The sequence below is a fragment of the Candidatus Obscuribacterales bacterium genome (genome assembly GCA_036703605.1).
Lineage (GTDB): Bacteria > Cyanobacteriota > Cyanobacteriia > RECH01 > RECH01 > RECH01.
Genome location: DATNRH010001037.1, coordinates 1 through 22,745 on the forward strand (window position 1 = coordinate 1; position 22,745 = coordinate 22,745).

16 protein-coding genes and 1 pseudogene are annotated in these 22,745 nt (G+C 53.9%); 10 read left to right on the forward strand and 7 right to left on the reverse strand.

Features of this window, described 5'->3' with window-relative positions:
- The 4 genes from V6D20_21075 to V6D20_21090 all read left to right on the forward strand — a co-directional run.
- On the forward strand, positions 1 to 776 hold a 776-nt coding region (locus V6D20_21075; GenBank protein ID HEY9818274.1), incomplete at its 5' end, for a hypothetical protein.
- Between the two features lie 287 nt (positions 777 to 1,063).
- Positions 1,064 to 2,671 (forward strand): glutamine-hydrolyzing GMP synthase, encoded by a 1,608-nt coding sequence (gene guaA, locus V6D20_21080; GenBank protein ID HEY9818275.1) that lies wholly within the window; start codon positions 1,064 to 1,066, stop codon positions 2,669 to 2,671.
- A gap of 631 nt (positions 2,672 to 3,302) precedes the next feature.
- Positions 3,303 to 7,343 carry a PAS domain S-box protein gene (locus V6D20_21085; GenBank protein ID HEY9818276.1) on the forward strand — a complete coding sequence of 1,347 codons (4,041 nt, stop codon included), beginning with the start codon at positions 3,303 to 3,305 and terminating at the stop codon, positions 7,341 to 7,343.
- Between the two features lie 88 nt (positions 7,344 to 7,431).
- Positions 7,432 to 8,535, forward strand: a complete 1,104-nt coding sequence (locus tag V6D20_21090; GenBank protein ID HEY9818277.1) for a hybrid sensor histidine kinase/response regulator — start codon at positions 7,432 to 7,434, stop codon at positions 8,533 to 8,535.
- Between the two features lie 168 nt (positions 8,536 to 8,703).
- On the opposite strand, the gene V6D20_21095 is transcribed toward V6D20_21090, so the two are convergent.
- The 3 genes from V6D20_21095 to V6D20_21105 all read right to left on the reverse strand — a co-directional run bounded on the left by V6D20_21095 (position 8,704) and on the right by V6D20_21105 (position 13,326).
- Complete coding sequence (locus tag V6D20_21095; GenBank protein HEY9818278.1) at positions 8,704 to 9,486, reverse strand: hypothetical protein; 783 nt, start codon at positions 9,484 to 9,486, stop codon at positions 8,704 to 8,706.
- Positions 9,487 to 9,600: 114 nt separating this feature from the next.
- The gene (gene leuS / locus V6D20_21100; GenBank protein HEY9818279.1) at positions 9,601 to 12,177 is read right to left on the reverse strand and encodes a leucine--tRNA ligase; all 2,577 of its coding nucleotides are present in this window, start codon (positions 12,175 to 12,177) and stop codon (positions 9,601 to 9,603) included.
- A gap of 99 nt (positions 12,178 to 12,276) precedes the next feature.
- Positions 12,277 to 13,326 (reverse strand): LD-carboxypeptidase, encoded by a 1,050-nt coding sequence (locus tag V6D20_21105; GenBank protein HEY9818280.1) that lies wholly within the window; start codon positions 13,324 to 13,326, stop codon positions 12,277 to 12,279.
- A 282-nt stretch (positions 13,327 to 13,608) separates the two neighbouring features.
- Here V6D20_21105 and rpsB point away from each other — a divergent pair, with 282 nt between their 5' ends.
- The 4 genes and pseudogenes from rpsB to V6D20_21125 all read left to right on the forward strand — a co-directional run bounded on the left by rpsB (position 13,609) and on the right by V6D20_21125 (position 16,555).
- Positions 13,609 to 14,394, forward strand: coding sequence for a 30S ribosomal protein S2 (rpsB, locus tag V6D20_21110; GenBank protein HEY9818281.1), 786 nt, complete (start codon positions 13,609 to 13,611; stop codon positions 14,392 to 14,394).
- Between the two features lie 119 nt (positions 14,395 to 14,513).
- A pseudogene (gene tsf / locus V6D20_21115) lies at positions 14,514 to 15,152 on the forward strand (translation elongation factor Ts).
- Positions 15,153 to 15,578: 426 nt separating this feature from the next.
- Positions 15,579 to 15,962: an NINE protein gene (locus tag V6D20_21120; protein HEY9818282.1), complete on the forward strand. Its 384-nt coding sequence runs from the start codon at positions 15,579 to 15,581 to the stop codon at positions 15,960 to 15,962.
- Between the two features lie 32 nt (positions 15,963 to 15,994).
- The gene (locus tag V6D20_21125; GenBank protein HEY9818283.1) at positions 15,995 to 16,555 is read left to right on the forward strand and encodes a ComEA family DNA-binding protein; all 561 of its coding nucleotides are present in this window, start codon (positions 15,995 to 15,997) and stop codon (positions 16,553 to 16,555) included.
- Here the strand turns inward: V6D20_21125 and lepB are convergent.
- The gene (gene lepB / locus V6D20_21130; GenBank protein HEY9818284.1) at positions 16,552 to 17,283 is read right to left on the reverse strand and encodes a signal peptidase I; all 732 of its coding nucleotides are present in this window, start codon (positions 17,281 to 17,283) and stop codon (positions 16,552 to 16,554) included. The two genes, V6D20_21125 and lepB, sit on opposite strands and share 4 nt — an antisense overlap.
- Before the next feature lie 166 nt (positions 17,284 to 17,449).
- Between lepB and V6D20_21135 the strand changes: the two genes are divergently transcribed.
- On the forward strand, positions 17,450 to 17,644 hold the full coding sequence (locus V6D20_21135; protein HEY9818285.1) for a hypothetical protein: 195 nt from the start codon (positions 17,450 to 17,452) through the stop codon (positions 17,642 to 17,644).
- A gap of 22 nt (positions 17,645 to 17,666) precedes the next feature.
- On the opposite strand, the gene ctpC is transcribed toward V6D20_21135, so the two are convergent.
- The 3 genes from ctpC to V6D20_21150 form a co-directional block, all read right to left on the reverse strand.
- Positions 17,667 to 18,956 carry a carboxyl-terminal processing protease CtpC gene (gene ctpC, locus V6D20_21140; GenBank protein HEY9818286.1) on the reverse strand — a complete coding sequence of 430 codons (1,290 nt, stop codon included), beginning with the start codon at positions 18,954 to 18,956 and terminating at the stop codon, positions 17,667 to 17,669.
- A gap of 116 nt (positions 18,957 to 19,072) precedes the next feature.
- Positions 19,073 to 20,293: a (E)-4-hydroxy-3-methylbut-2-enyl-diphosphate synthase gene (gene ispG, locus V6D20_21145; GenBank protein ID HEY9818287.1), complete on the reverse strand. Its 1,221-nt coding sequence runs from the start codon at positions 20,291 to 20,293 to the stop codon at positions 19,073 to 19,075.
- A gap of 187 nt (positions 20,294 to 20,480) precedes the next feature.
- Entirely contained in the window at positions 20,481 to 20,762 is a 282-nt protein-coding gene (locus V6D20_21150; GenBank protein ID HEY9818288.1) for a 4a-hydroxytetrahydrobiopterin dehydratase, read from the reverse strand.
- Between the two features lie 409 nt (positions 20,763 to 21,171).
- Here V6D20_21150 and V6D20_21155 point away from each other — a divergent pair.
- Positions 21,172 to 22,745 (forward strand): DUF4231 domain-containing protein (locus tag V6D20_21155; GenBank protein HEY9818289.1); only part of this gene is annotated, 1,574 nt, incomplete at its 3' end.

Sequence of the window (22,745 nt, forward strand, 5' to 3'; positions counted from 1 at the left end):
TGGCACAACGTTTAGACGGCCACGAAGGAGCCATTCATGATCTCATCTTCAATGCTAGGGGCGATCGCCTCATATCTAGCGGAGCAGATGGCACCGTGCGGATTTGGGATCTCAGCGGACAGATGCTGCAGGTGCTGTCTACCGAGGAAGACCAACGATTGCTAGGTCTCGACGCCCATCCCACCAGAGATTGGATTATGGTCGGCGGTGGTCAAAACCTCTATCTTTGGGATTTAGAGGGTAGACTTTTGCAGACCCTACCGGTCAAACAAGCGATCACCGACGCCGCCTTCAGTCCTCAAGGGCAATCTCTAGCAACCGCCAGCATTGATGGATCGGTCAACCTTTGGCAGATTGGCTCAGACGGTCAACTAACCCCAACAGGTTCCATCACCAACTATTCAAGCCCCATCCATCGCATCAGCTTTAGCCCCAGCGGTAACCGTCTAGCGGCTAGTCGAGAAGACGGTATGATTCAGGTCTGGGATTTAGATGACAATGCCCGCAATACTGCCATCAGTGCCATCCTCAGCGGTCATCGCGGCAGCATCTTCGCCCTAGGGTTTGGAGGCATGGACGATCGCCTCATTTCCGGCGGGCATGATGGCCGGCTGATGGTTTGGGATCTGGCCGAAATTCTTGAGATCACAGAGCTCGACTATGCCTGTGCATGGGTTCAGGATTATCTCCGGCAGCTCGAGGGCGATCGCGCCCTATGTCGCAACCTAGATCAACAGGATAGCTCCTCATTCTTCAATGTTCAGACCGAACCCTAGCCTAAGCCAGCACCTTACTTCCGCAGGATGGCGTCCTCATCTCAGCGATCGCCTCCTTGCCCTCTGTAGGAAAATCAGTCACAATACGGGGACATTAATTACCGTTATATAGATACGTGCACGATGCGGATCGGGCTCCGGTCACATAGTTCGCGATTGAGGATCATCAACCCCTCATCCTAGAAGGATTAGATGATTTTCTCGCAAAGGCTACTTGTTTCAGCCCACGATCTCAAGCCGACATAATTATTGTTTTTCACCCTTCATGACTGACCAGGACTCAATCGGTGACTCTCCAAACCCAACTTCCGCCAGACATCCACGCCACTGAGCACATCACCCGCCAGATGATTGTGATCCTTGACTTTGGTTCACAGTATTCTGAACTTATCGCGCGACGAATTCGCGAAACCCAAGTCTATTCTGAAGTGCTTTCCTACCGCACCACGGTTGAGCAACTCCAGCAGCTCAATCCTAAGGGCATTATTCTATCGGGTGGTCCAAGCTCCGTCTATGACGACAACGCTCCCCACTGCGATCCCAAGATTTGGGATCTAGGCATCCCGGTGCTAGGGGTGTGCTACGGCATGCAGTTGATGGTGCAACAGTTGGGTGGCAGCGTCGAGCGGGCCCTGCGCGGTGAGTATGGCAAAGCATCGCTCTACATCGATGATCCTACCGACTTGCTCACCAACGTAGATGACGGCACCACCATGTGGATGAGTCATGGAGACTCCGTCAAGGCGTTACCCGATGGCTTTGAGCTGCTCGCCCACACCGACAATACTCCCTGCGCCGCGATCGCCCACCATGAGCGCAAGCTCTACGGCGTCCAGTTCCATCCTGAAGTGGTGCATTCCATCGGTGGTCTGGCGCTGATTCGTAACTTTGTCTATCACGTCTGCTGCTGCGAACCAACTTGGACAACCGAAGCGTTCGTGGAAGATGCTATTCGTGAAATCCGGGCCCGCATCGGCGACAAGCGTGTGCTGCTGGCGCTCTCCGGCGGCGTTGACTCCTCAACCCTGGCGTTTTTGCTGCACCAGGCCATTGGGGATCAGCTCACCTGCATGTTCATCGACCAAGGCTTCATGCGCAAGTATGAGCCAGAGCGCCTGGTGAAATTATTCCACGAACAGTTCCACATTCCCGTAGTACACGTTCAGGCCCGCGATCGCTTCTTGGCGGTCATTGAAGGCATCAGCGATCCCGAGGAAAAACGTAAGCGCATTGGCCACGAGTTCATTCAGGTTTTTGAAGAAGAATCCAAGCGTCTTGGCCCCTTCGACTACCTAGCCCAGGGCACCCTTTACCCTGATGTGATCGAGTCAGCCGATACCAACGTCGATCCCAAAACCGGGGAACGGGTAGCCGTCAAGATCAAGAGCCACCATAACGTGGGTGGACTACCCAAGGATCTGCGCTTTAAACTCGTCGAGCCCCTGCGCAAGCTGTTTAAAGACGAAGTGCGGAAGGTAGGACTCTCTATCGGATTGCCAGAAGAGATTGTCAAACGCCATCCCTTTCCGGGCCCGGGTCTAGCCATTCGTATTCTGGGCGAAGTAACGGCAGAAAAGCTGAGCATTTTGCGCGATGCTGATTTCATCGTGCGTCAGGAGATCAACCAACGCGGTCTGTATAATGACTTCTGGCAAGCCTTTGCCGTGCTGCTGCCTATTCGCAGCGTTGGGGTGATGGGCGATCAACGCACCTACGCCTACCCAATCGTGTTGCGCTGCGTTTCTAGTGAAGATGGCATGACGGCTGACTGGTCGCGCGCCCCCTACGATTTACTAGAGGCGATTTCCACCCGGATTGTCAACGAAGTCAAGGGTGTCAATCGCGTCGTGTACGATATTACGTCCAAGCCCCCAGGCACCATCGAGTGGGAATAAGCACCCTTCGCGATCGCCCCTTGTGAACCACTAAGAATCAACAAAATTTGAGGGAAACCTGGATCAATCCAGCCCCTCAGATCGTTTACAATGGATCGCCGGGATGCGATCGCTGAGTCTCCAAGTGAAACGACACTCCATGGATGAGATGGGACGTTGCTTGAAAGACAACGCTCGTCATCTAACTTAATCTATCATGTTGGTTTTCCACAGGTTTTCCACAGGTTTTTCCCAAGTGCCTGTGGAAAACTATGCCATTTCCTGTGGAAAACTCGCTTTTCCTGTGGAAAACCTGTGGAAAACCTCCGCAATAATGTGGAGAGTTGTAATCCTGGGTAAGGGGATCCTGACGTCGCGATCGCCCCAAATCTCTCCTTCGAGTACCTCACATTCAAAGCCCCGTGCTCTGATCACGTGAGCTTGGGTCAAAGATGTATTTAGCTTCATAATTCATCCCCCATACAGCGCCCAGCTCAGTCATTCCTTCACACTTGATCCTGACCATGGATCCGCAGAATTACCTTTGGCACGCTTTCTGGCAGCACGTAAGATAACAGTAAGAACTGTTGCCATCCTCACCACTCTTGCTGAGTTTATGGTTGAGCGCTGAAGCCCATTACTTTTTTCTCCCATGTTCGGTTTAAGCTCCTCCAACGGGCAGATCAATCTAGCGATCGCCCGTGATTTACCAGTGCTGTCCGCCACCATGACCCTCGCTGAGGCAATAGCTGGAATCCACGAGTTCCAGACATCACATCATGCTACCCATGCATCATCAGCTTGCTGCGCCCTAGTTATGGAGCATAACAACCTAGTCGGACTGGTAAGTGATCGCAATATTGTAGCCGCCTTAGCCGCAGGACAGATCCCCGCCCAAACGCTCGTCGGCGAGATCATGACACCTCCCCCCAGCCCCATCTCGTTGGCAGATATATCTGATCTCTCTCTCATCCTGCCCCTGCTCCAGCAGGCAAACCATTGCTGTATTCCGGTGGACGATCAGGGACATATCGTGGGTTGTCTTAACGCCGCCCACGTTTTACAAATGCTTGGCAGTCAACAACTCTCCCCTGGGCCTTCCAGCCCTAAACCCGTCATTCTGGGCGTTCCCACACCCTGCTCTCGCCTCCAAAGCATGATCGCCACCAGTCCTGCGGTCATGTTTACCTGCCGCCCAGAGGGAGACTACAAAACTACCTTTGTAAGTGCAAATATCCAAGACCTGCTGGGATACTCGCCCCATATGTTTGTCCAAGAGCCAAACCTTTGGAGCGATCGCCTCCATCCTGACGATCGCGATCGCCTCCTCAGTGCCCTAGCGCTCTTGCCGACCCAAGGCGTTCAAAAGCACGAGTATCGTTTTCTACACCACGACGGTCACTATCTCTGGCTCGGTAGCGGTTTGCGGATGGTGTTTGATCCCCAAGGCACCCCCGTTGAAATTGTGGGCTATGTCATTGATATCACGGAGCAAAAACAGATTGAGCAGCGCCTGAAGCAGCAAGCGGCCCATCTCAGTGCCGCCCAGCGCATCGCCAATCTAGGCAGTTGGGAGTTTGATATCCAGACCGGAGCAATCACCTGGTCACCCCAAAGCTTTGTGGTCTTTGGTTTTGAGGCAGCTGATGGTGAACCGGCCCTAGAGCAGCTTGAGGCTCGCTTTAGCCCAGAAGCCCGCCTGCATCACCGCCACGTGTTGGAGCAGGCGATCACCCAGCAAACACCCTACAGTCTAGAAATTGAATTTAATCGTCCCGATGGATCCCTAGGCTGGGTAGCAGCTCGGGGAGAACCCATCTTTGACGCCAGCGGGCAACTCAGTCGCTTCGTCGGCACGATCCTTGATATCACCGATCGTAAACTTGCCGACATGAAACGCAAATGTAGCGAAGCTCGCTACCGCGCCATCGTAGAAGACCAAACGAACTTAATTTGTCGTTTCTTGCCAGACGGTCGACTCACCTTTGCAAACAATGCCTACTGTCAATATGTACAGATTGATCCAGAGCTCGACATTGGTTACTCTCTTGAGCAACTGATACCATCCGAAGAATATGCCCATATCCGGGAACTGCTGTCCCACCTAACTCCCGAAACACCCACCATCACCACCGAGCAAAAAACCTGCACGGCTAGCGGTGAAGAACGCTGGCAGCTATGGACGGATCGGGCCATGTTTGATGAGCAAGGACAGGTGATCGAGTATCAATCAGTGGGGCATGACATTACCGATCGCAAACGTATTGAACTAGAGCTACAGCGCAGCGAGACCCGCTATCGAGCGATCGTGGAAGACCAAACGGAGATGATTTGCCGCTTTCGCCCGGATGGCTCCCTCAGTTTTGCCAACACCGCCTACCGTCGCTATTTCAACCTAGACACCACCTTGCTGGATGAAAATGCCATCTGGCAATACATTCCTGATGATGAGCTAGATTTTGTGCGCACGAAGGTGCTAGGACTAACCCCAGAAAATCCTACGGTGACCTATGAACACCGGGTTCAGCTTCCTGATGGCACCACAGCTTGGCAATTGTGGACCGATCGCGCCATTTTTGACGACCAAGGCCAGTTGTTGGAATATCAATCCGCAGGCCGCGATATTACCGATCGCAAACACGATGAGCAGCAGTTGCGGCAGGTGTCAGAACGGTTAGCCCTAGCGCTCAAGTCCGGCGCGATCGGCATCTGGGAATGGGACTTGGTGCAGGATCATTTAGTCTGGGATGAGCAAATGTATCGCCTGCACGGGCGATCGCCCGATGATCCTGTCAAAAACGGAGCAGATTGGCAGCAGAACCTTCACCCCGAGGATCGCCAAGCTACAGAAGTTGTTCTAAAACAAGCACTCCAGGGAGAACAAGAGTTTGACGCTACCTTTCGGATTATCTGGCCCGATGGCAGCCAGCACTTCATTAAAGCCTATGGGCAGGTGCAGCGCAGTTCCCAGGGGCAACCCGTGCGCATGGTCGGCATTAATTTTGATATCACCAAACGGCAAAAAGCCCAGGAGCGCATCCAAGTTCAAAATGACCAGCTCAGCCGCGCCAACCTAGAGCTAGAGCGGGCCACTCGGCTCAAGGATGAGTTCTTAGCCAGCATGAGCCATGAACTGCGCACGCCCCTCAATGCCATTTTGGGCATGTCGGAGGGGCTACAGGAGGATATTTTCGGAGCGCTGAATCCTCGACAACAGAAGGCGATCGCCACCATTGAGCGCAGTGGGCAGCATTTACTAGAGCTGATTAACGATATTCTTGACCTATCCAAAATCGAGGCAGGCAAGCTGGAGCTACAGCCTAGCCTCGTATCCATCAGCACCCTCTGCCAAGCTAGCTTAGCCTTCGTGCAAGAAGAGGCGATGCGGAAACATATTCACCTAGACCACCGCATTCAGGGGGTGACATCCCTCTATGCCGATGAGCGTCGTTTGCGGCAAATTTTAATTAACTTGCTGGTGAATGCCGTGAAGTTTACCCCTGATGGCGGCGTTGTGTCCCTTACCGTAACGTGCCAATCTCCTGCACAACCTCTCGATCTGTCTAGCCCATCCAACCTATCGACCCTGCCAAGCGTTGTTTTCTCGATCAACGATACGGGCATCGGCATTGCCGAGAGCGATCGCACAAAACTCTTCCAACCGTTTGTCCAAATTGATAGCGCCCTCAATCGAAAACATACGGGCACCGGACTGGGGCTGTCTCTAGTCAAACGTTTAGTAGATCTACACGGCGGCGATATCACCGTCAATAGCACCCCAGGACAAGGAAGCTGCTTCTCAGTAAAGATTCCCTACGTCCATCCTCCCATCCTACCTACCGTAACCCTTGCAGAGAAGGAAGCCAGTCCCCTAGCGATCGCGTCACCCACAAATGTGCAATCGGTTCTGATTATTGAAGATTCACAAGACGTGGCAGATCAACTCCAGCGTTATTTAACCGAGCTAGGCGTGTCTTCTACGGTGTGCCGACGTGGGGAGGATGCGATCGCTCAAGCCAAGACGTTCATGCCGTCATTAATTATTTTAGACCTCCTGCTGCCAGAGGCGTCAGGCTGGGAAATTTTAACACAGCTTAAGGATACCCAGATAACAGCTCATATCCCGGTCATCATTGCCTCAGTGGTAGATGAGCAAAATCAAGGGTTAGCATTAGGAGCAGTGGATTACTTAGTCAAACCCATTACTCGAGTCCATCTCCATGCAGCCATCCGCCGTCTTCAGCCAGCACTCTCGCTGATGCAAGCAGGACGCGATCGCCTCGTTCCTGACATCATTACGCCCAACTATCCTAACCATCATCGTGACGCTGTCATTCTGGTCGCAGAAGACAACCTAGCCAATATTGAAACGATCGCAGACTACCTCACCCTCAAAGGCTACCATCTCATTTATGCCCATAATGGTTATGAGGCTGTCAATCTAGCCCGCGTTCACACCCCAGACATCATTCTGATGGATATTCAGATACCTGGGTTAAGCGGGCTAGATGCCATTCATCAAATTCGAACTACCATTTCCCCAACCATGCCCATTATTGCGATGACAGCATTGGCTATGCTAGACGATCGCGATCGATGTCTTCTGGCTGGAGCCAACGATTACTTAACCAAACCAATTCGGTTAAAGCTGCTGTTAGAAACAATTCAACAGCTTTTGCCGCATCCTGAATGAGCGTCTTCCAGCCTTGATCAACAAATCTAGACCCACCCAATCCACCTATAGCACCGTTCCGAATTATCTATGAAAACGGTATTTTGGTATGACAAGCTCAGCGTCCATTCTAGTTATCGATGACGAACCTGATAATTTTGATGTCATCGACACCTTTTTGCACGATGAAAACGTCCAGCTATACTATGCCTCCAGCGGAAGCCGTGCCATCGCTCGATTACACGATATTCAACCTGATGTCATTTTGATGGATGTGATGATGCCCCATATGAGCGGCATCGAAGCCTGTCAGATCATTAAAGCCGATCCCCAGTGGCAGGGAATTCCGATCATTATGGTCACGGCATTAACTAGTAAGGATGACTTATCGCGTTGTTTGAATGCCGGAGCCGATGACTTTATCAGCAAACCCGTCAATGGCACAGAACTACGGGCCAGGGTCAAGTCGATGTTGCGTATCCGACAGCAATATGCGAGTGTCCAGAACCTATTGAGACTGCGCGAAGATATGGTCAACATGATTGTCCATGATCTGCGCACGCCCCTATCTAGCATCGTGCTATCGGCAGATATGCTGCAAAGCGGTCAGCTCACGGAAGCGAAACAGCACCGTAAAGCCGAGCAGATTATGACGGCTGCTCGCCAATTGCAAGCCCTGATTGATGACCTGCTGATCATGGCGCGCCTCGAAGATGGTCAGATGCTGGTCGATCGCTCCACGGTGGACTTAAGACATCTGTGTAAAAAAGCCTTGGAAGAATTTGAGGCGATCGCCCAGCAGAAACGTCTAGACTTGGTGGGCGAACTGTCCGATCAGTTGAATCCCATTCATGTCGATGCTGCCATGTTGCGCCGGGTGATTGATAACTTACTGTCCAATGCCGTCAAGTTTTCTCCCAAGGGCAGCCAAGTTGTCCTCAGAGCAGATTCGTTGGATCAATCCACTATTATTCAGGTGGCGGATCAGGGTACAGGCGTACGCATTGACCTCAGACAAATTATCTTTGAGAAATATGAAACGGGCATGAATGCTGAGGGCGTCACTCAATTGGGGCTTGGACTAGCCTTCTGTAAGCTAGCGGTGGAGGCCCACGGTGGCGATATTCGGGTTGATGATAACTATCCCCATGGTTCGGTCTTTACGATTTCACTACCCAGTTACGTCGGTGGATCTCAATCAACCACGGTGTAGGGTGCTGTTAGGCGTAGCCGTAACGCACCGTCTTGTCATGCTTTGATGCGTTTACCAATTCTTGGATTGCCTGCTACATTTACCCTCACCCTAAATCCCTCTCCCAGAGGACGAGGGACTTTCACATCAATAGGGCTCCATGCTGAGAAGCTAAGACTCAGACTCTGGTTACACCGAACGCGGGGCAGCCTGTTTCCATTGAACGACGACGAGGACAATGAACAAAACCACCGAGGCAGCGATCGCTACCGGTGACACCAGCCCTTGATCAGCATGACGAACCGCGATCGCCACAAACGCCCAGATCAAAACACCGGCAAACACCACATCCCGATAGAGAAAGGCCATCACACTTCCCAGCAACGTAGCCACCGCCAGCATAATCACCGTCCACGCGGGTCTTCCTAATCCCAACTCCGTCCAGCCTGTACTGTAGAGAGCGATCGCGCCATTCACAATGGTGGCCACGCTAATCCAGCCCAGATATAGGCTCAGCGGTCGGTTCACCAACCAGCGATCGCGGCGGCTAGGCGTCACGGTCTGCCGCTGGTGGTAATAGCCATAGGCTAGCGCGATGAGAATGGCCGCCATGGCAACCATGGAGCCCCAAAAGAATCGGTATAGAAACAAGAATACCCAAACGCCTTGAGCCACAGAGCTGAGGATCAGGGCATGGCGCACGGGGTTGAGGTCAGAGCGCGATCGCTGGCTGGGTAATAGCTGATAAACGCCAAAAGCAATTAGCCCCAGGTAAATCAAGCCCCAGATAATAAAGGCATAGTTGGCAGGGATAATCATCACATCCCCAAACACCCGATTGGAGATTGCGCCAATGGACTCGCCATTGATGGGGGCAATGTTCGACCAAGCATTGACAAGGAAGGTGCCTATAATGGCAACGATAGTCGCGTAGGGGCGAGCTTTGGCGATAAAAGTCGGCTGGACTGGCATGGGCGATCGCAATTCATAACGATACTTCTAGTATGGGAGACATTTCCCTCCCTTGCCCTATACCCACCAGCCGAAATTCCCGCACCGCGGCCTATGCCCCAGGCTAGACCTGTCCTAGGCCACTACAAAGTTCACCAGCTTGCCCGGCACCACAATCACCTTCTTGAGGGTCTTGCCTTCGAGGTAACGCTGGGCCACCTCAGAGGCTGTGGCAAACTTTTCCAGTTCTGCCTTGCTGGCAGCGGCAGGCACTTGGATGGTGCCTCGGGTTTTGCCCATAATCTGAATCACCAGGGTAATTTCGTCTACTACCAAGGCCTCCGGATCATGGCTGGGCCAGGGGTGCTGATGCACCGACTCGCTGTACCCCAACCCCTGCCATAGCTCTTCGGCAATGTGGGGAGCAAAGGGAGCCATAAGGATCACCAGAGTTTCGATGCCTTCGTGGTATACCGCTGAGGTCTTGCAGTTGGCGTCACCGAGGGCGTTGCTCAGCTTCATCAGCTCCGACACCGCCGTATTGAACTGGTAGTCGCCGTCGATGTCCTCGGTGATGTCTTTGATCGCCAAGTGCACCGCCCGCCGCAGATCCTTTTCCGCCTTGGACAGGGTCTCGGGCAGGGTCGGCACAGGGGAGGGGGAACGGTAGTCGGTCACCAGCCGCCACACGCGGTTCAAGAAACGGGACTGCCCTTCCACGTCGGCATCATCCCACTCCAGATCCTTCTCCGGCGGCGCTTTGAACAGGATAAACATGCGGGCAGTATCCACCCCATACTTGGCAATCACATCCTCCGGAGCCACGCCATTGCCCTTAGATTTAGACATGGTGGCATAGAGACGCTCTAGGGGTTCGCCGGTGTCTGGATCGCGAGGATCGGTGGGATCGGCAACGCGATCGGAGGGAATCCACTGGTCTTTCCCACTCCGGTTGGGGTTGCGGTAGGTGAGCCCCTGCACCATGCCCTGGGTGAGCAGGCGCTGGAAGGGTTCGTCAAAGTTCAACAGGCCGCGATCGCGTAGGAACTTGGTGAAAAACCGTGAGTAGAGCAGGTGCAGAATGGCATGTTCAATCCCGCCCACATATTGATCCACCGGCAGCCAGTCGTTGGCCTTGGCTGGCTCAAACACCTGGCTTTCATTGCGAGCATCGGCATAGCGCAGGTAATACCAGGAGGAATCAATAAAGGTGTCCATGGTATCGGTTTCCCGCTTGGCCGGCGTGCCGCAGGTGGGACAGGGCACATTCACCCAGCCTTCTAGCTTGGCCAAGGGCGAACCACCCCGCCCCGATAGCTCCACGTTGTCTGGCAAGACCACCGGCAGATCCGACTCGGGCACCGGCACAATGCCGCAGGTGGGACAATGCACCACCGGAATGGGCACACCCCAGTAGCGCTGCCGGGAAATCAGCCAATCGCGCAGGCGGTAGGTAACTGTCCCCTTACCCTTGCCTTCAGATTCAAGCCAAGCGATCGCCTTCTCCACGCTCTGCCCCAGCCCTTTCCCGGCGGGAGTCCCATCCAACGGCCCCGACTGCACCATCACTCCGTCGCCAGGCCAGGCCTTGGCCATAGCATCGCCGTCTAGGGTCTCGCCCTCCGGCTGCACCACAACGACCACCGGCAGGCCAAACTGGCGGGCAAATTCAAAGTCCCGCTGGTCGTGGGCCGGCACCGCCATAATCGCTCCGGTACCATAACCCATGAGCACATAGTCGGCGATCCACACCGGCACCTTAGCGCCATTCACCGGATTGAGGGCATAGCTCCCCGTCCAGACCCCGGTCTTTTCCCGATCCTCCACCATGCGATCCAGGTCGCTCTTGCTGGCCGCCGCCGTGCGATAGGCTTGGATGGCCTCAGCCTGCTCCGGCGTAGTGAGATCGTCCACCAAGGGATGCTCCGGCGACAGCACCATGAACGTGGCCCCCCAGAGGGTATCGGGACGGGTGGTGAACACCGTCAGGTCTGCCCCGTCTTCCGTCTTGAAGGTGACCTCTGCTCCAGTGGACTTGCCAATCCAGTTTTCCTGCATCAGCTTGACGCGATCGGGCCAGCCCTCCAGGGTTTGAAGATCGGTAAGCAACTGTTCAGCGTAGTCGGTAATTTTCAAAAACCACTGGCTGAGCATCCGCTTTTCGACGATCGCCCCCGATCGCCACGATCGCCCATCCGCATCTACCTGCTCATTGGCCACCACGGTTTGATCCACCGGATCCCAGTTCACCGCCGCTTCTTTGCGGTAGGCTAGCCCCGCCTTCAGGTATTCAATAAAAATCCACTGCGTCCATTTGTAGTAGTCTGGCGCGCAGGTGGCCACTTCCCGATCCCAGTCGTAGGACAGACCCAGCCGCTTGAGCTGCCCCTTCATGGTTTCAATATTTTGGTAAGTCCAGGTCGCTGGATGAACCCCGCGATCGATGGCCGCATTTTCCGCCGGTAGCCCAAAGGCATCCCAACCCATGGGGTGCAGCACCCGGTAGCCCTGCATCCGCCGCACCCGCGCAATCACGTCGGTGATCGTATAGTTGCGCACGTGACCCATGTGCAGATTACCCGATGGATAGGGAAACATCGACAGCGCGTAGTACTTTGGCTTCTCGTTTTCTTCGGCGCGATCGCTGCCTTGGTCAGCCCAAACCTGTTGCCACTTGGGTTCAATCTCTCCTGGGTTGTAACGGGACTCCACGAGCTTCTCCTAAACTTACTGGAATGCGGGATGCAGATCTCTGGCCATTTTGGCATAAGCCGTTGAGGATTTTTCAGGCATCTGCTAGATCCATCCCGGCTAGGTCACCGCCGACTCGGTCATCTGAATGGTGGCCGCCGTAGCGTCAATCTCCACCTCTAGGCCCACGGGCAGGGTCAACAACGGCTCTAGATGACCGATCGCTGCCCCATACCAAGCCGGAATGCCCCGAGGTTCAAGGTGATCCCACACCACTTCTTCCAGGGTGAGCGACCCATAATCCGCATCGGGGCCACAGCGAGTGCATTGCCCAAAAATAAAGCCCGCCAAGTTGTCAAACACCCCTGCTAGGGCCAACTGGGTCATCATCCGGTCAATCCGGTAAATCAACTCTCCCACATCTTCCAGAAATAAAATGGCCCCCGTCAGATCCGGCATGTAGGGCGATCCAACAATCCCCGACAGCACCGACAAATTGCCGCCGACCAACGTCCCCCGAGCCTGCCCCGCCGTAATCGTCTGGGTGCGGTTCGATACCTGCATGAGGCGATCGCTATCAACACCAGCAAGACGATTGGAAAAGGTCACTGCCTCGCCATTGAACAACACCCGGCGAAACATATCCACCTCCTGCGATCGCCATCCAGATAACCCATTGGGGCCATGGAAGGTCACCAACCCAGTCTGCCCTGTGATACCCATAAGCAGCGCCGTGATGTCGCTAAAGCCAACGAGGATTTTAGGATTCTCGCGAATCAGGTCATAGTCCAAATAGGGCAAGATCCGGCTACTGCCCCAGCCGCCCTGAACAGGAATCAACGCCTTGATCGCCGGATCGGCAAAGAAACGATTGATATCCGCCGCGCGATCGCGATCCTGGCCTGCCAAGTAGCCATAGCGATCAAACAAATGCTCGCCTAACACCGGCTCTAGCCCCAGGGCTCGTACCGCCTCTAGAACAATCTCCACATCCTCCCGCAGGAAAGCCGCCGTTGCTGGACTAATGATTCCCACGGCATCCCCGGCTGTCAATCGCGCTGGCTTGATGCGATCGCCCCTGAGCGCCATCGCCCGATACGGAACAAGGGGAGCGATCGCTGCCCCGGCAGTTGCCCAAGCACTCAAACGTAAAAAATGCCGCCGCTGCATAAGAGATGATCCTGCTGAATAGATAGGGAACAAATATCACGTAACCCGTCTCAGACTAGCGCCCCATTTACCCCCCACAATCTTAGGGGCACAGCGCTTTCAAGACCATCGATTGACAAACGGCCTCGATTGAACAAAGGTCGTTGAGATCACCAAGAAAGATGATCAGCAATTGTGTTACTCTGGAAAAGTTGTCAAAAATCGCACACCCAGATATTCGGGTGTTTCGCAGTTTGCGAAATGCACTTGGGTGGAGGATAAACCCGAAAGGAGTCAAAACACATGCCCGTAGTATCTTTGGCCGAACTCTTAGAGTCCGGCGTTCACTTTGGCCATCAAACCCGCCGTTGGAATCCCAAGATGTCGCCGTACATCTACACCTCACGGAACGGCGTTCACATCATTGACCTAGTCCAAACGGCTCAGCTCATCGAAGAAGCCTACGCCACCGTCCGAGACGCATCGGAACAAGGCAAGAAAGTACTGTTCGTGGGTACCAAGCGTCAGGCAGCCGGCATCGTTGCTCAAGAAGCTGCTCGCTGCGGTGCTTACTTTGTAAACCAGCGCTGGCTGGGCGGTATGCTCACCAACTGGGCCACCATCAAAACCCGCGTCGATCGCCTCAAGGAACTAGAGCACCGTGAAGAAACCGGAGCCCTAGCCCTGTTACCCAAGAAGGAAGCTGCTGTTCTCCGCCGCGAGATGGAAAAGCTGCAGAAATATCTGGGTGGCATCAAGAGTATGCGCAAGCTACCCGACATGGTGCTGATTGTGGATCACCGCCGGGAATATAACGCTGTGCAAGAGTGCCAAAAGCTTGGCATTCCCATCATTGCCCTCTTGGATACCAACTGCGATCCTGACGTTGTAGACATCCCCATTCCAGCGAATGACGACGCCATTCGTTCCATCAAGCTGATTGTCGGTAAGCTGGCCGATGCCATTTACGAAGGGCATCATGGTCAAGGAGAGGTGGATTACGACGACTACGATGAGTACGACGGTGCCGAAGACGATTACGATGATAGTGACGTCTCCGACGGCAATGACGAGTCGGGTAATAGCTAACGCAGCAGGGAGCTCTAGAGGGTGAGTTATCCCCCGTCTAGAGTGGTTCCCTCGTCTGTCCGATCAACTGCGGATGTACCGTGGACTGTTGATACATGTAGATGTAGGGGTTAAGCACAATGCCGGAGATCTCAGCAAAATTAGTCAAAGAACTGCGCGATAAGACTGGCGCAGGCATGATGGACTGCAAAAAAGCCTTGCAGGAAAACGAGGGTGACATCGCCAAAGCTGGCGAATGGTTGCGGCAGAAAGGGATTGCCTCAGCCGAGAAAAAAGCCGGCAAGGTCGCAGCAGAAGGGTTGGTTGACAGCTATATCCACACCGGTGGTCGTATCGGTGTGTTGGTAGAAGTCAACTGCCAAACCGATTTCGTAGCTCGCAACGAAGACTTTCAGGCTTTAGTGCGCAATATTGCCATGCAGATTGCCGCTTGCCCGAACGTTGAGTATGTGCGCACCGAAGATATCCCCGCTACCTTCGCGGAGAAAGAAAAAGAGATTGAAATGGGTCGGGATGATTTGGCCAGCAAGCCCGAAGCCATCCGCGAGAAAATTGTAGTCGGGCGCATTGAAAAGCGCCTGAAAGAGCTCTCGTTGATGGATCAGCCCTACATCAAGGATCAAAGCATCACGGTGCAAGAGTTGGTCACCCAGAATGTGGCCAAGCTGGGTGAAAACATCCAGGTGCGTCGCTTTGTGCGCTTTGTTCTAGGAGAAGGCATCGAGAAGGAAGAGTCTGACTTTGCTGCAGAAGTAGCCGCCCAAACCGGTGCTGCTGCGCCTGCTGCGGTTGCAGAAGCGCCTGCTGCGGTGGAAGAAGCTGCCGCTCCGGTAGAAGACAAGGCTCCGGCTTCAGACACCAAGCCTTCTAGTGGTAAGAAGAAGGGCGGCGGTAAGAAGAAAAAGTAGGGACTCAAAGGATGTATGGGGGGCGATCGCTCCCCCAAATCCAATCCTGAACTCTAGCGTTTTTCATCATCCTGAGGGGCTGTTCTGCAGTCCCTTTTTTATGACATTTTTTGTGGCATTGTTCTGGCGATCGCGGGGAAGTGATTCGGTTATCCGCCGTTGGGCCACCCTCGAATGGGAGCAGCGAAGAGACGGATGTGGATATGATAGAAAAGGCAAGGGAGAGCGATCGCCCAGACTACTTTCCATGCCATCTCCCCACCGGAGCATTCCACGATGATTGTCAAAGCAAAAAACCGGAAGCTGGCTATTATCCTAGCCTTTGCAGGAGCCGTGGCTCCTGTCTCGGGGCTACACAAGTTTTACCTTGGGCAATATGGCTGGGGCATTCTCTACCTGCTTCTATCCTGGACGCCGATTCCCCGCGTTGCCAGCGCCATTGAGGGCGTGTGGTACCTCTCCCAGCATCCCGATGAATTTGACCTGACCATGAACCCCAACCTGGCACCCCAGACTCCGGCAGAGCCGCCGGTGGATCCCAAACAGGTGGGGGCGATCGCGGATTCTCTACGCCACCTGGATCAACTGCGGCAAGATGGGCTAATTTCCGACTATGAATTTGAGCAAAAGCGACGACAGTTACTCGATCGCATTGCCTAAACCCCATTCGCCACGTGGCAGAGGAGTGACCCATGACGCGATCGCACTGGCTAACAGCCATGGGACGGATGGGCAACGGTCTAAAAACCCGCCTGCAGCCCCTAAAAACCCGCCTGCTGAAGGATCCCTACTATCGCTTTCAGAATGCTGAGGAACTGGCCCTGGCCGCCCAGTTAGGCGTGGTTATTGATGCCAACCAGGCCACGGTCGATGACTGGCTGCGGCTACCGGGGCTCTCGATCCACCAAGCGCGATCGCTCGTTAGCCTACAGCGTTCAGGGCTACAGTTTCATTGCCTAGAGGATATTGCAGCGGCGCTAAGCGTACCCGTATCCCATATTCAACGGCTTGCCCCTGTCCTGAGGTTTTGCTACTACGACGCCGACAGCGTTTGCACCATCCAGCCGGTGAACCCCAATAACGCTTCTGTAGAACAGCTCACCCGCATTCCCGACGTGGATCTGTTTTTAGCTAGGGCGATCGTCCAAAATCGTGAGCAGCAGGGTCGGTTTCAAAGTATGGCTGACCTACAGCAGCGACTAGCCCTCCCAGCCTCTCTGATGGCCAGCTTGATCCATTACCTCGTGCTTTAACTCGCTAGATCCATCGGAGGCGGGCTAGAAGCATCCTCGTACTTGACCCGAGGCGGACGCGGAATAACACCCAAGCGATCGAGGGGCCAAAACCGCACGATCGCCCGTCCAATAATATTTTGGCGAGGCAAAAATCCCCACACATGGGAGTCAAAGCTATAGTTGCGATTATCGCCCAGCATAAAAACCTGATCCGGCGGCACCACCAAGGGATTCAGCACATAGTTCGGCGGCTCGGCAATGTAGGGTTCGGCGATCGCCACGCCATCCACCCACACCCGCCCATCTTGCACCTGCACCACCTGTCCCGGCCCGGCAATGAGACGTTTGATAAACACTTGATTGGCTTCATAGCCTTGGGCCTGCAGCGCCTCCGGCGGCATAAACACCACAATGTCGCCGGGCTGAGGCTCACGAAAGGCATAGGATATTTTTTCAATCACCAAGCGATCGCCCACTTCCAACGTCGGCACCATGGAGTCTGAGGGAATAAACCGAGGTTCGGCAATGAAGAGGCGCACCAGCAACGCTAATGCTACGGCGATGACAATCGTGCGCAAGGTATCGCGACGAGGTTCTTGCGGCAATTGAGGATCAGGCGTATCCCCGGAGCCACCAGTATGATCCGAGGCATCAACCGTTACCGTCGAGGTAGGCAGTTCGTCAGGGGCACGATCCGCATCGGATCCAGTCGGGGGCTTCGTCGGGTTTGAATCTTGGGCGGTCATAAAAGCGTCAACCTGAGGCGTGCGACTGGGCGAGCAAGGTGGGAGGGACAGGCGATCGCCCCACTGCCGAGACAGTACCCAGCTTCAAAGCGTATCATACCTGTTGGATCCCTTGGGGCATTGATCCCCATGGCTAATCCATCTTGTTCTCTACCCTTCATAAGCTATGCCATCCCAACCAGACACGTGGTACATCGTGCAGCAGCCCGATGGTCAATGCGATATTACCGATACTCAACCGGCAGATTCATCCTCCCCAGCCAGCCAGCCACCCAAACAATGGGGCCCCTATGCATCTCAAGCCGAAGCGATCGCTCACCGCATCGGTCTGATTCGGGCCAGCCATTGTCGTCCACGCTAAGGTGCTCACGATCTGCTGGTAGCTAACGCACGTTCGCCTGAGTGGGTCGTCGCTGAGCAGTCATTTGGTCAGACAAGACCTCTAGAGCTTGGGAGAACTGCGGATCACTATCGGTGCCAATCAAGGTGCGATCGTTAAACAACACTTCAAGCTGCTCTTCCGTCAGCTCCACAACAATGTCTGGCTCAATACCCTCTTGGTTAATGTCTCGTCCACTGGGCGTGAGATATTTAGCCACCGTCACGGCAATCCCAGAACCATCTCCCAGACCGCGCACCGACTGCACCAGGCCCTTACCGAAGGTTTGTGTTCCCACCAAGGTGGCGCGATCGTTATCCTGCAGCGCACCGGAGAGAATCTCACTAGCACTAGCAGAACCACCATCCACCAACACCACCAGCGGTAAATCGGTTAATGCGGTGCCATTCGCTACTTCGCGATCGGAAATGCCTTGACGATTTACGGTTGAGACAATACCGCCTTCATCCAACCACATCCGAGCAATATCAATGCTGGAATAGAGCAAGCCACCGGGGTTAGAGCGTAGATCTAGAACATACCCAGAGACACCCTGAGCCTGTAGATCTTGAATCGCCTCTTCCATCTCTTGGGCGGCGTTGGCACTGAACTGGGTGAGGCGAATATAGCCAACATCACCGGTTTCCGTCTCCCGCAACGAATACCGAACTGGATGAATCTCAATCAAGTCGCGGCGTAGCTGGAACTCTAGCTCTTGCTGCCCCCGACGAATTGTCAATGTGATGTCTGTACCCACAGGTCCACGGATCAGGTTGACCGCATCGTTGACGTTCATGCCCTCCGTACTTTGGTCATCAATTTGGATGATTACATCTTGGGCCAGAATGCCAGCTTCAAAGGCAGGGGTGTCTTCGATGGGAGACACCACAACCAGCTCATCGGTCTCTTCATCCTGAGTAAGCTGAATACCAACCCCTGTGAGCTCTCCAGAGGTGTCGATTTGCATGTCACGAAATTCGCTTGGATCCATGAAGCGAGTGTAGGGATCGCCCAGTTGATCCAACATCTCACGAATGGCGACGTAGGCATCATCTTGATCCTGATAAGAGCGATCGAGATAGTCTTGGCGCACTGCCCGCCAATCGACTTGATTGAAGGTGGCGTCCACGTAGGTGCGGTCAATTAACTGCCAAACTTCGTCGATCAACTCCTTCGGACTATCTTGAAAGAAGGCCTGACCTCTAGATAGTTGCAACCCAGCACCCGTTAGCGTAACTGCCGTAACCGCTACAGCCGTTGCACCTAGAACAAGTCCGCGCTTCGTAATAACCATGTCTTGATTCCGATGAAGAGACGAGCATTAGGCCCAATCTAGCACAAGCCATATGAGAACAGGCTGAGAAATCAACCCGAATTTGGTTGATCTTGTCCTCCGATCAGCCAATTAGATTAGGGATCAACCCATCGTCCGTCTGCCTTAATCAAGTTAATCAGTTCTGACACGCCTTGATCCTCAGGCACGCGTTTGATTTCTTCGCGACCGCGATAGAGAGAGATATAGCCCGCCTGCTTACCCACATAGCCATAGTCAGCGTCGGCCATTTCTCCTGGGCCATTCACAATACAGCCCATGACGGCAATATCTAGCCCCGTCAGATGATTGGTGGCGTTGCGCACCTTGTCGAGCACTTCTTCTAGATTAAACAGGGTGCGACCGCAGGAAGGACAGGCTACATATTCCACCATGGTCTTACGCAGACCTAGGGCTTGCAGGATGCTGTAGCAGACGGGAATTTCCTTTTCAGGTGCTTCTGTGAGGGATACACGCAGGGTGTCACCAATGCCATCGGCTAAGAGGGTAGCAATGCCCGCCGTAGATTTGATGCGACCATACTCGCCATCCCCAGCTTCGGTGACGCCGAGGTGGAGGGGATAGTCCATGCCGAGGTCATCCATGCGCTTCGCCATCAGGCGATAGGCAGCTAGCATCACCGGTACGCGGGAGGCTTTTAGGGAAATGACCAAATTACGGAAATCCAGGGACTCACAGATTCGAATAAACTCTAGCGCCGACTCCACCATGCCTTCGGGCGTATCGCCATAGGTGAAGAGCATCCGTTCTGCTAGGGAACCATGGTTGACCCCAATGCGCATGGCTTTGCCTTGGTCACGAAGGGAGATGACCAGCGGCTCTAGGGTTTCGCGAATCTTGTCGCCAATTTCGTCAAACTCGCTTTGGCTATATTCGGTGCGATCGCTCTTGGGTTTTTCAAACACATACAGCCCGGGGTTGATGCGCACCTTATCGACATGCTTGGCCACTTCTAGGGCAATCTTCATGCCGTTGTGATGGACATCGGCGACGAGGGGAACAGGCTGATAGGTTTCTTCGAGCTTTTGTTTAATAACAGCAAGAGCCTTGGCATGGGCCATGCTGGGCACCGTTACCCGCACAATTTCACAGCCAATTTCGTGGAGTCGGCGAATGCCTGCCACCGAGCCCTCGATATCTAGCGTATCTTCGTTAATCATCGACTGCACTACCACCGGGTGGCCACCGCCAATGGTGACCGTCCCCACCGGCACGGGGCGGGTTTTACGGCGACGAATGGTGGTATCAAAGGCGTCGGCAGCCGGATTAGATGCAGTGGGAGTGGGCAGGGTTTGCATAAAGGATTCGCCAAAATGCGGATTAGTTGAGGGGCAGGTTAGACAAAGGCGATCGCTCTGACTAACATGTGTCTTTCTTCCAGATTGCCATAGTTGGGTTAACTTTTGGCAAACAGCAAGGCGATCGCCACCAAGTCGGGGTTTTCAAGGATCAGGTTTCAAGGATCAATAGAGCCGATGAAACAACTTATTTTAAACCAGAGATGACCTTAGCCATGTCAAAGTCACTCGCCGTCAGCCCCCCAGCATCGTGGCTGGTTAGGGAAATCGTCACCTTGTTGTAGGACACGGCGATGTCTGGGTGGTGGCCTGCTGCTTCCGCCGGTTCCACTAGGCGATTCACAAAAGCGATCGCTTCAATGAAGTCTTTAAACGTACGCTGGCATTGAATCTCGTTGCCCACCAACGTCCAACCTGACAGATCGTCTAAACGCTGTTGAATATCGGTTTCACTTAGAAGCTGAGCCATGATGATTCTTCCTTTTATCTGCACTGGATCGGGGCAAGGGACATCACACTAGGCGATCGCCATTGGATTCACCCACCGTTGATGCCTACCTCTGGGGCCACCCTACCATGGGCAACGCTATTAAGTAGACTACCTTCACGCTATCGGGTTCTCGCCCTCCAAGGCAAGCGCGATCGCTTCAGAGTTTTTGATACATAGCCTCGATATCCCCCTATTAATCCTGCTATCAACTCTCCGTGACAGCATTCCTTTCTCGGTATGCGATCGCTCTCCAACAAATAGGTAAAATCAACACAACCCCATCCCTCAATACCGAAACTACACTTCATTGAGGATACGGAATCATCCATCATCTTTAGCCACTGACCGTGCTTTACTGTATCGTCATCGTCGCGTTTAGGAATCAGTCATGTCATCTGCATCTGCTAAACCGCCATCGTCCTCTCAAGCTACAACCCCAAAACCAGCGGCTAGAGGCACCGCTTCGACAACCTCCCAGGCTGCCAAGACAGGCTCCTCCCCTGAATCACATCAACCTCGCACACCGGTGCTTGAGGATGCTTGGCAACGCTTTGGAGACTACGACAAGAACGCCGTCAAAGCTCAAAAAGCCTTCATTCAACAACGAAAATGGGTCGCCAGCCTAGGAGTTGCCTCTACCACCATTGCTGTCTTATACCTAGTCTTAGAAGTTGCCTTGGGGCAAGAAGGGCCACCCCTCTCAGACTTTATTAAATCAGTCGCCACCGGCCGACTGCGCAATGCCAACGAGGCCATCATGGGGTCAATGAGTCTCTTGGTGATTCTGCTGCCCATTTTGGTAACTATTCTGATTGCTGCCTCCATCAAATTCAATATGGGGGTCAACTGGGTCATGCTGCGGGGTAGTGCAGAAACCCTCAAAAAGGAAATCTATCGCTATCGCACCCAGGTGGACATCTACGCTGCAGATGCATCTGAGTTACGAGAGGTTGTCTTAGCTCGCAAGATTAAAGTTGTCGGCAAGCACGTCATGGAGACTCAGGTCAATCAATCAGGGCTGGAAGTCTATGATGGTGAACTACCACCGCCCTATGGCGCAGCGCGATCACGAGGAGATGATGGTTTCTCAGACCTGACCGCCGACTTGTACCTGATCTATCGTCTAGAAGATCAGTTTGACTATTATCGCAAAAAAGCTCAGCGGCTTGGGCGAGAACTCACCCAGCTTCAATGGTGGGTTTATATCCTCGGCGGGGTTGGCACCCTCTTGGCTGCCGTGGGCTTTGAAGTATGGGTTGCCGTCAGCAGTTCCTTTGCCGCGGCCTTTGCCGGATTTCTGGAATTTAAGCGGGTAGAACCCAACCTTGTCTCTTGCAACACCGCCGCATCAGACTTGTACGATCTGCGGGCCTGGTGGCGAGCCCTCCCAGAATCAGCCCGGCAGCAACAGGCCAACATTGAAGCCCTCGTCAATGGCACGGAGCAGATCATCCAGGGCGAAAATTCCAGTTGGGTGCAAGAAATGCGAGACGCCCTAGCTGAACTCTACGGTGATCAGGAACAGGTGCAAGCCGATCAGCTCCAGAAAATGGCGGAGCAAGGTACGTTGATCAATGTGCGAGACGACCGAGAGATCGTCCAACAGATCGTAGTTGGACCCATGCTTAACCCGCAGGAGGAAGCAGGCGGATCAGAAACGAACGTGTCAGAAACGCCAGAACCACCGGCGATCGCCCCTGATCAAGCCCAAGACTCCATTGATATAGATATCTCTGATGATGACGATATAGACATCTCTAGTGATATGAACGTCTCTGAAGTTGACCCTGGAACTATCTCCGGCCCCGACCACGTGGTTCTCTCAGAGTTCAACGACCCGGATCAGGTCGATCTTTCAGAGTTCAACGTGGATCTCTCAGACTTCTTTGACCCTGCGGATGACCTGCCTAGCACAACCTCCGAGAACCAAGACACCCAGGAAACCCCAGACGACATTGATTG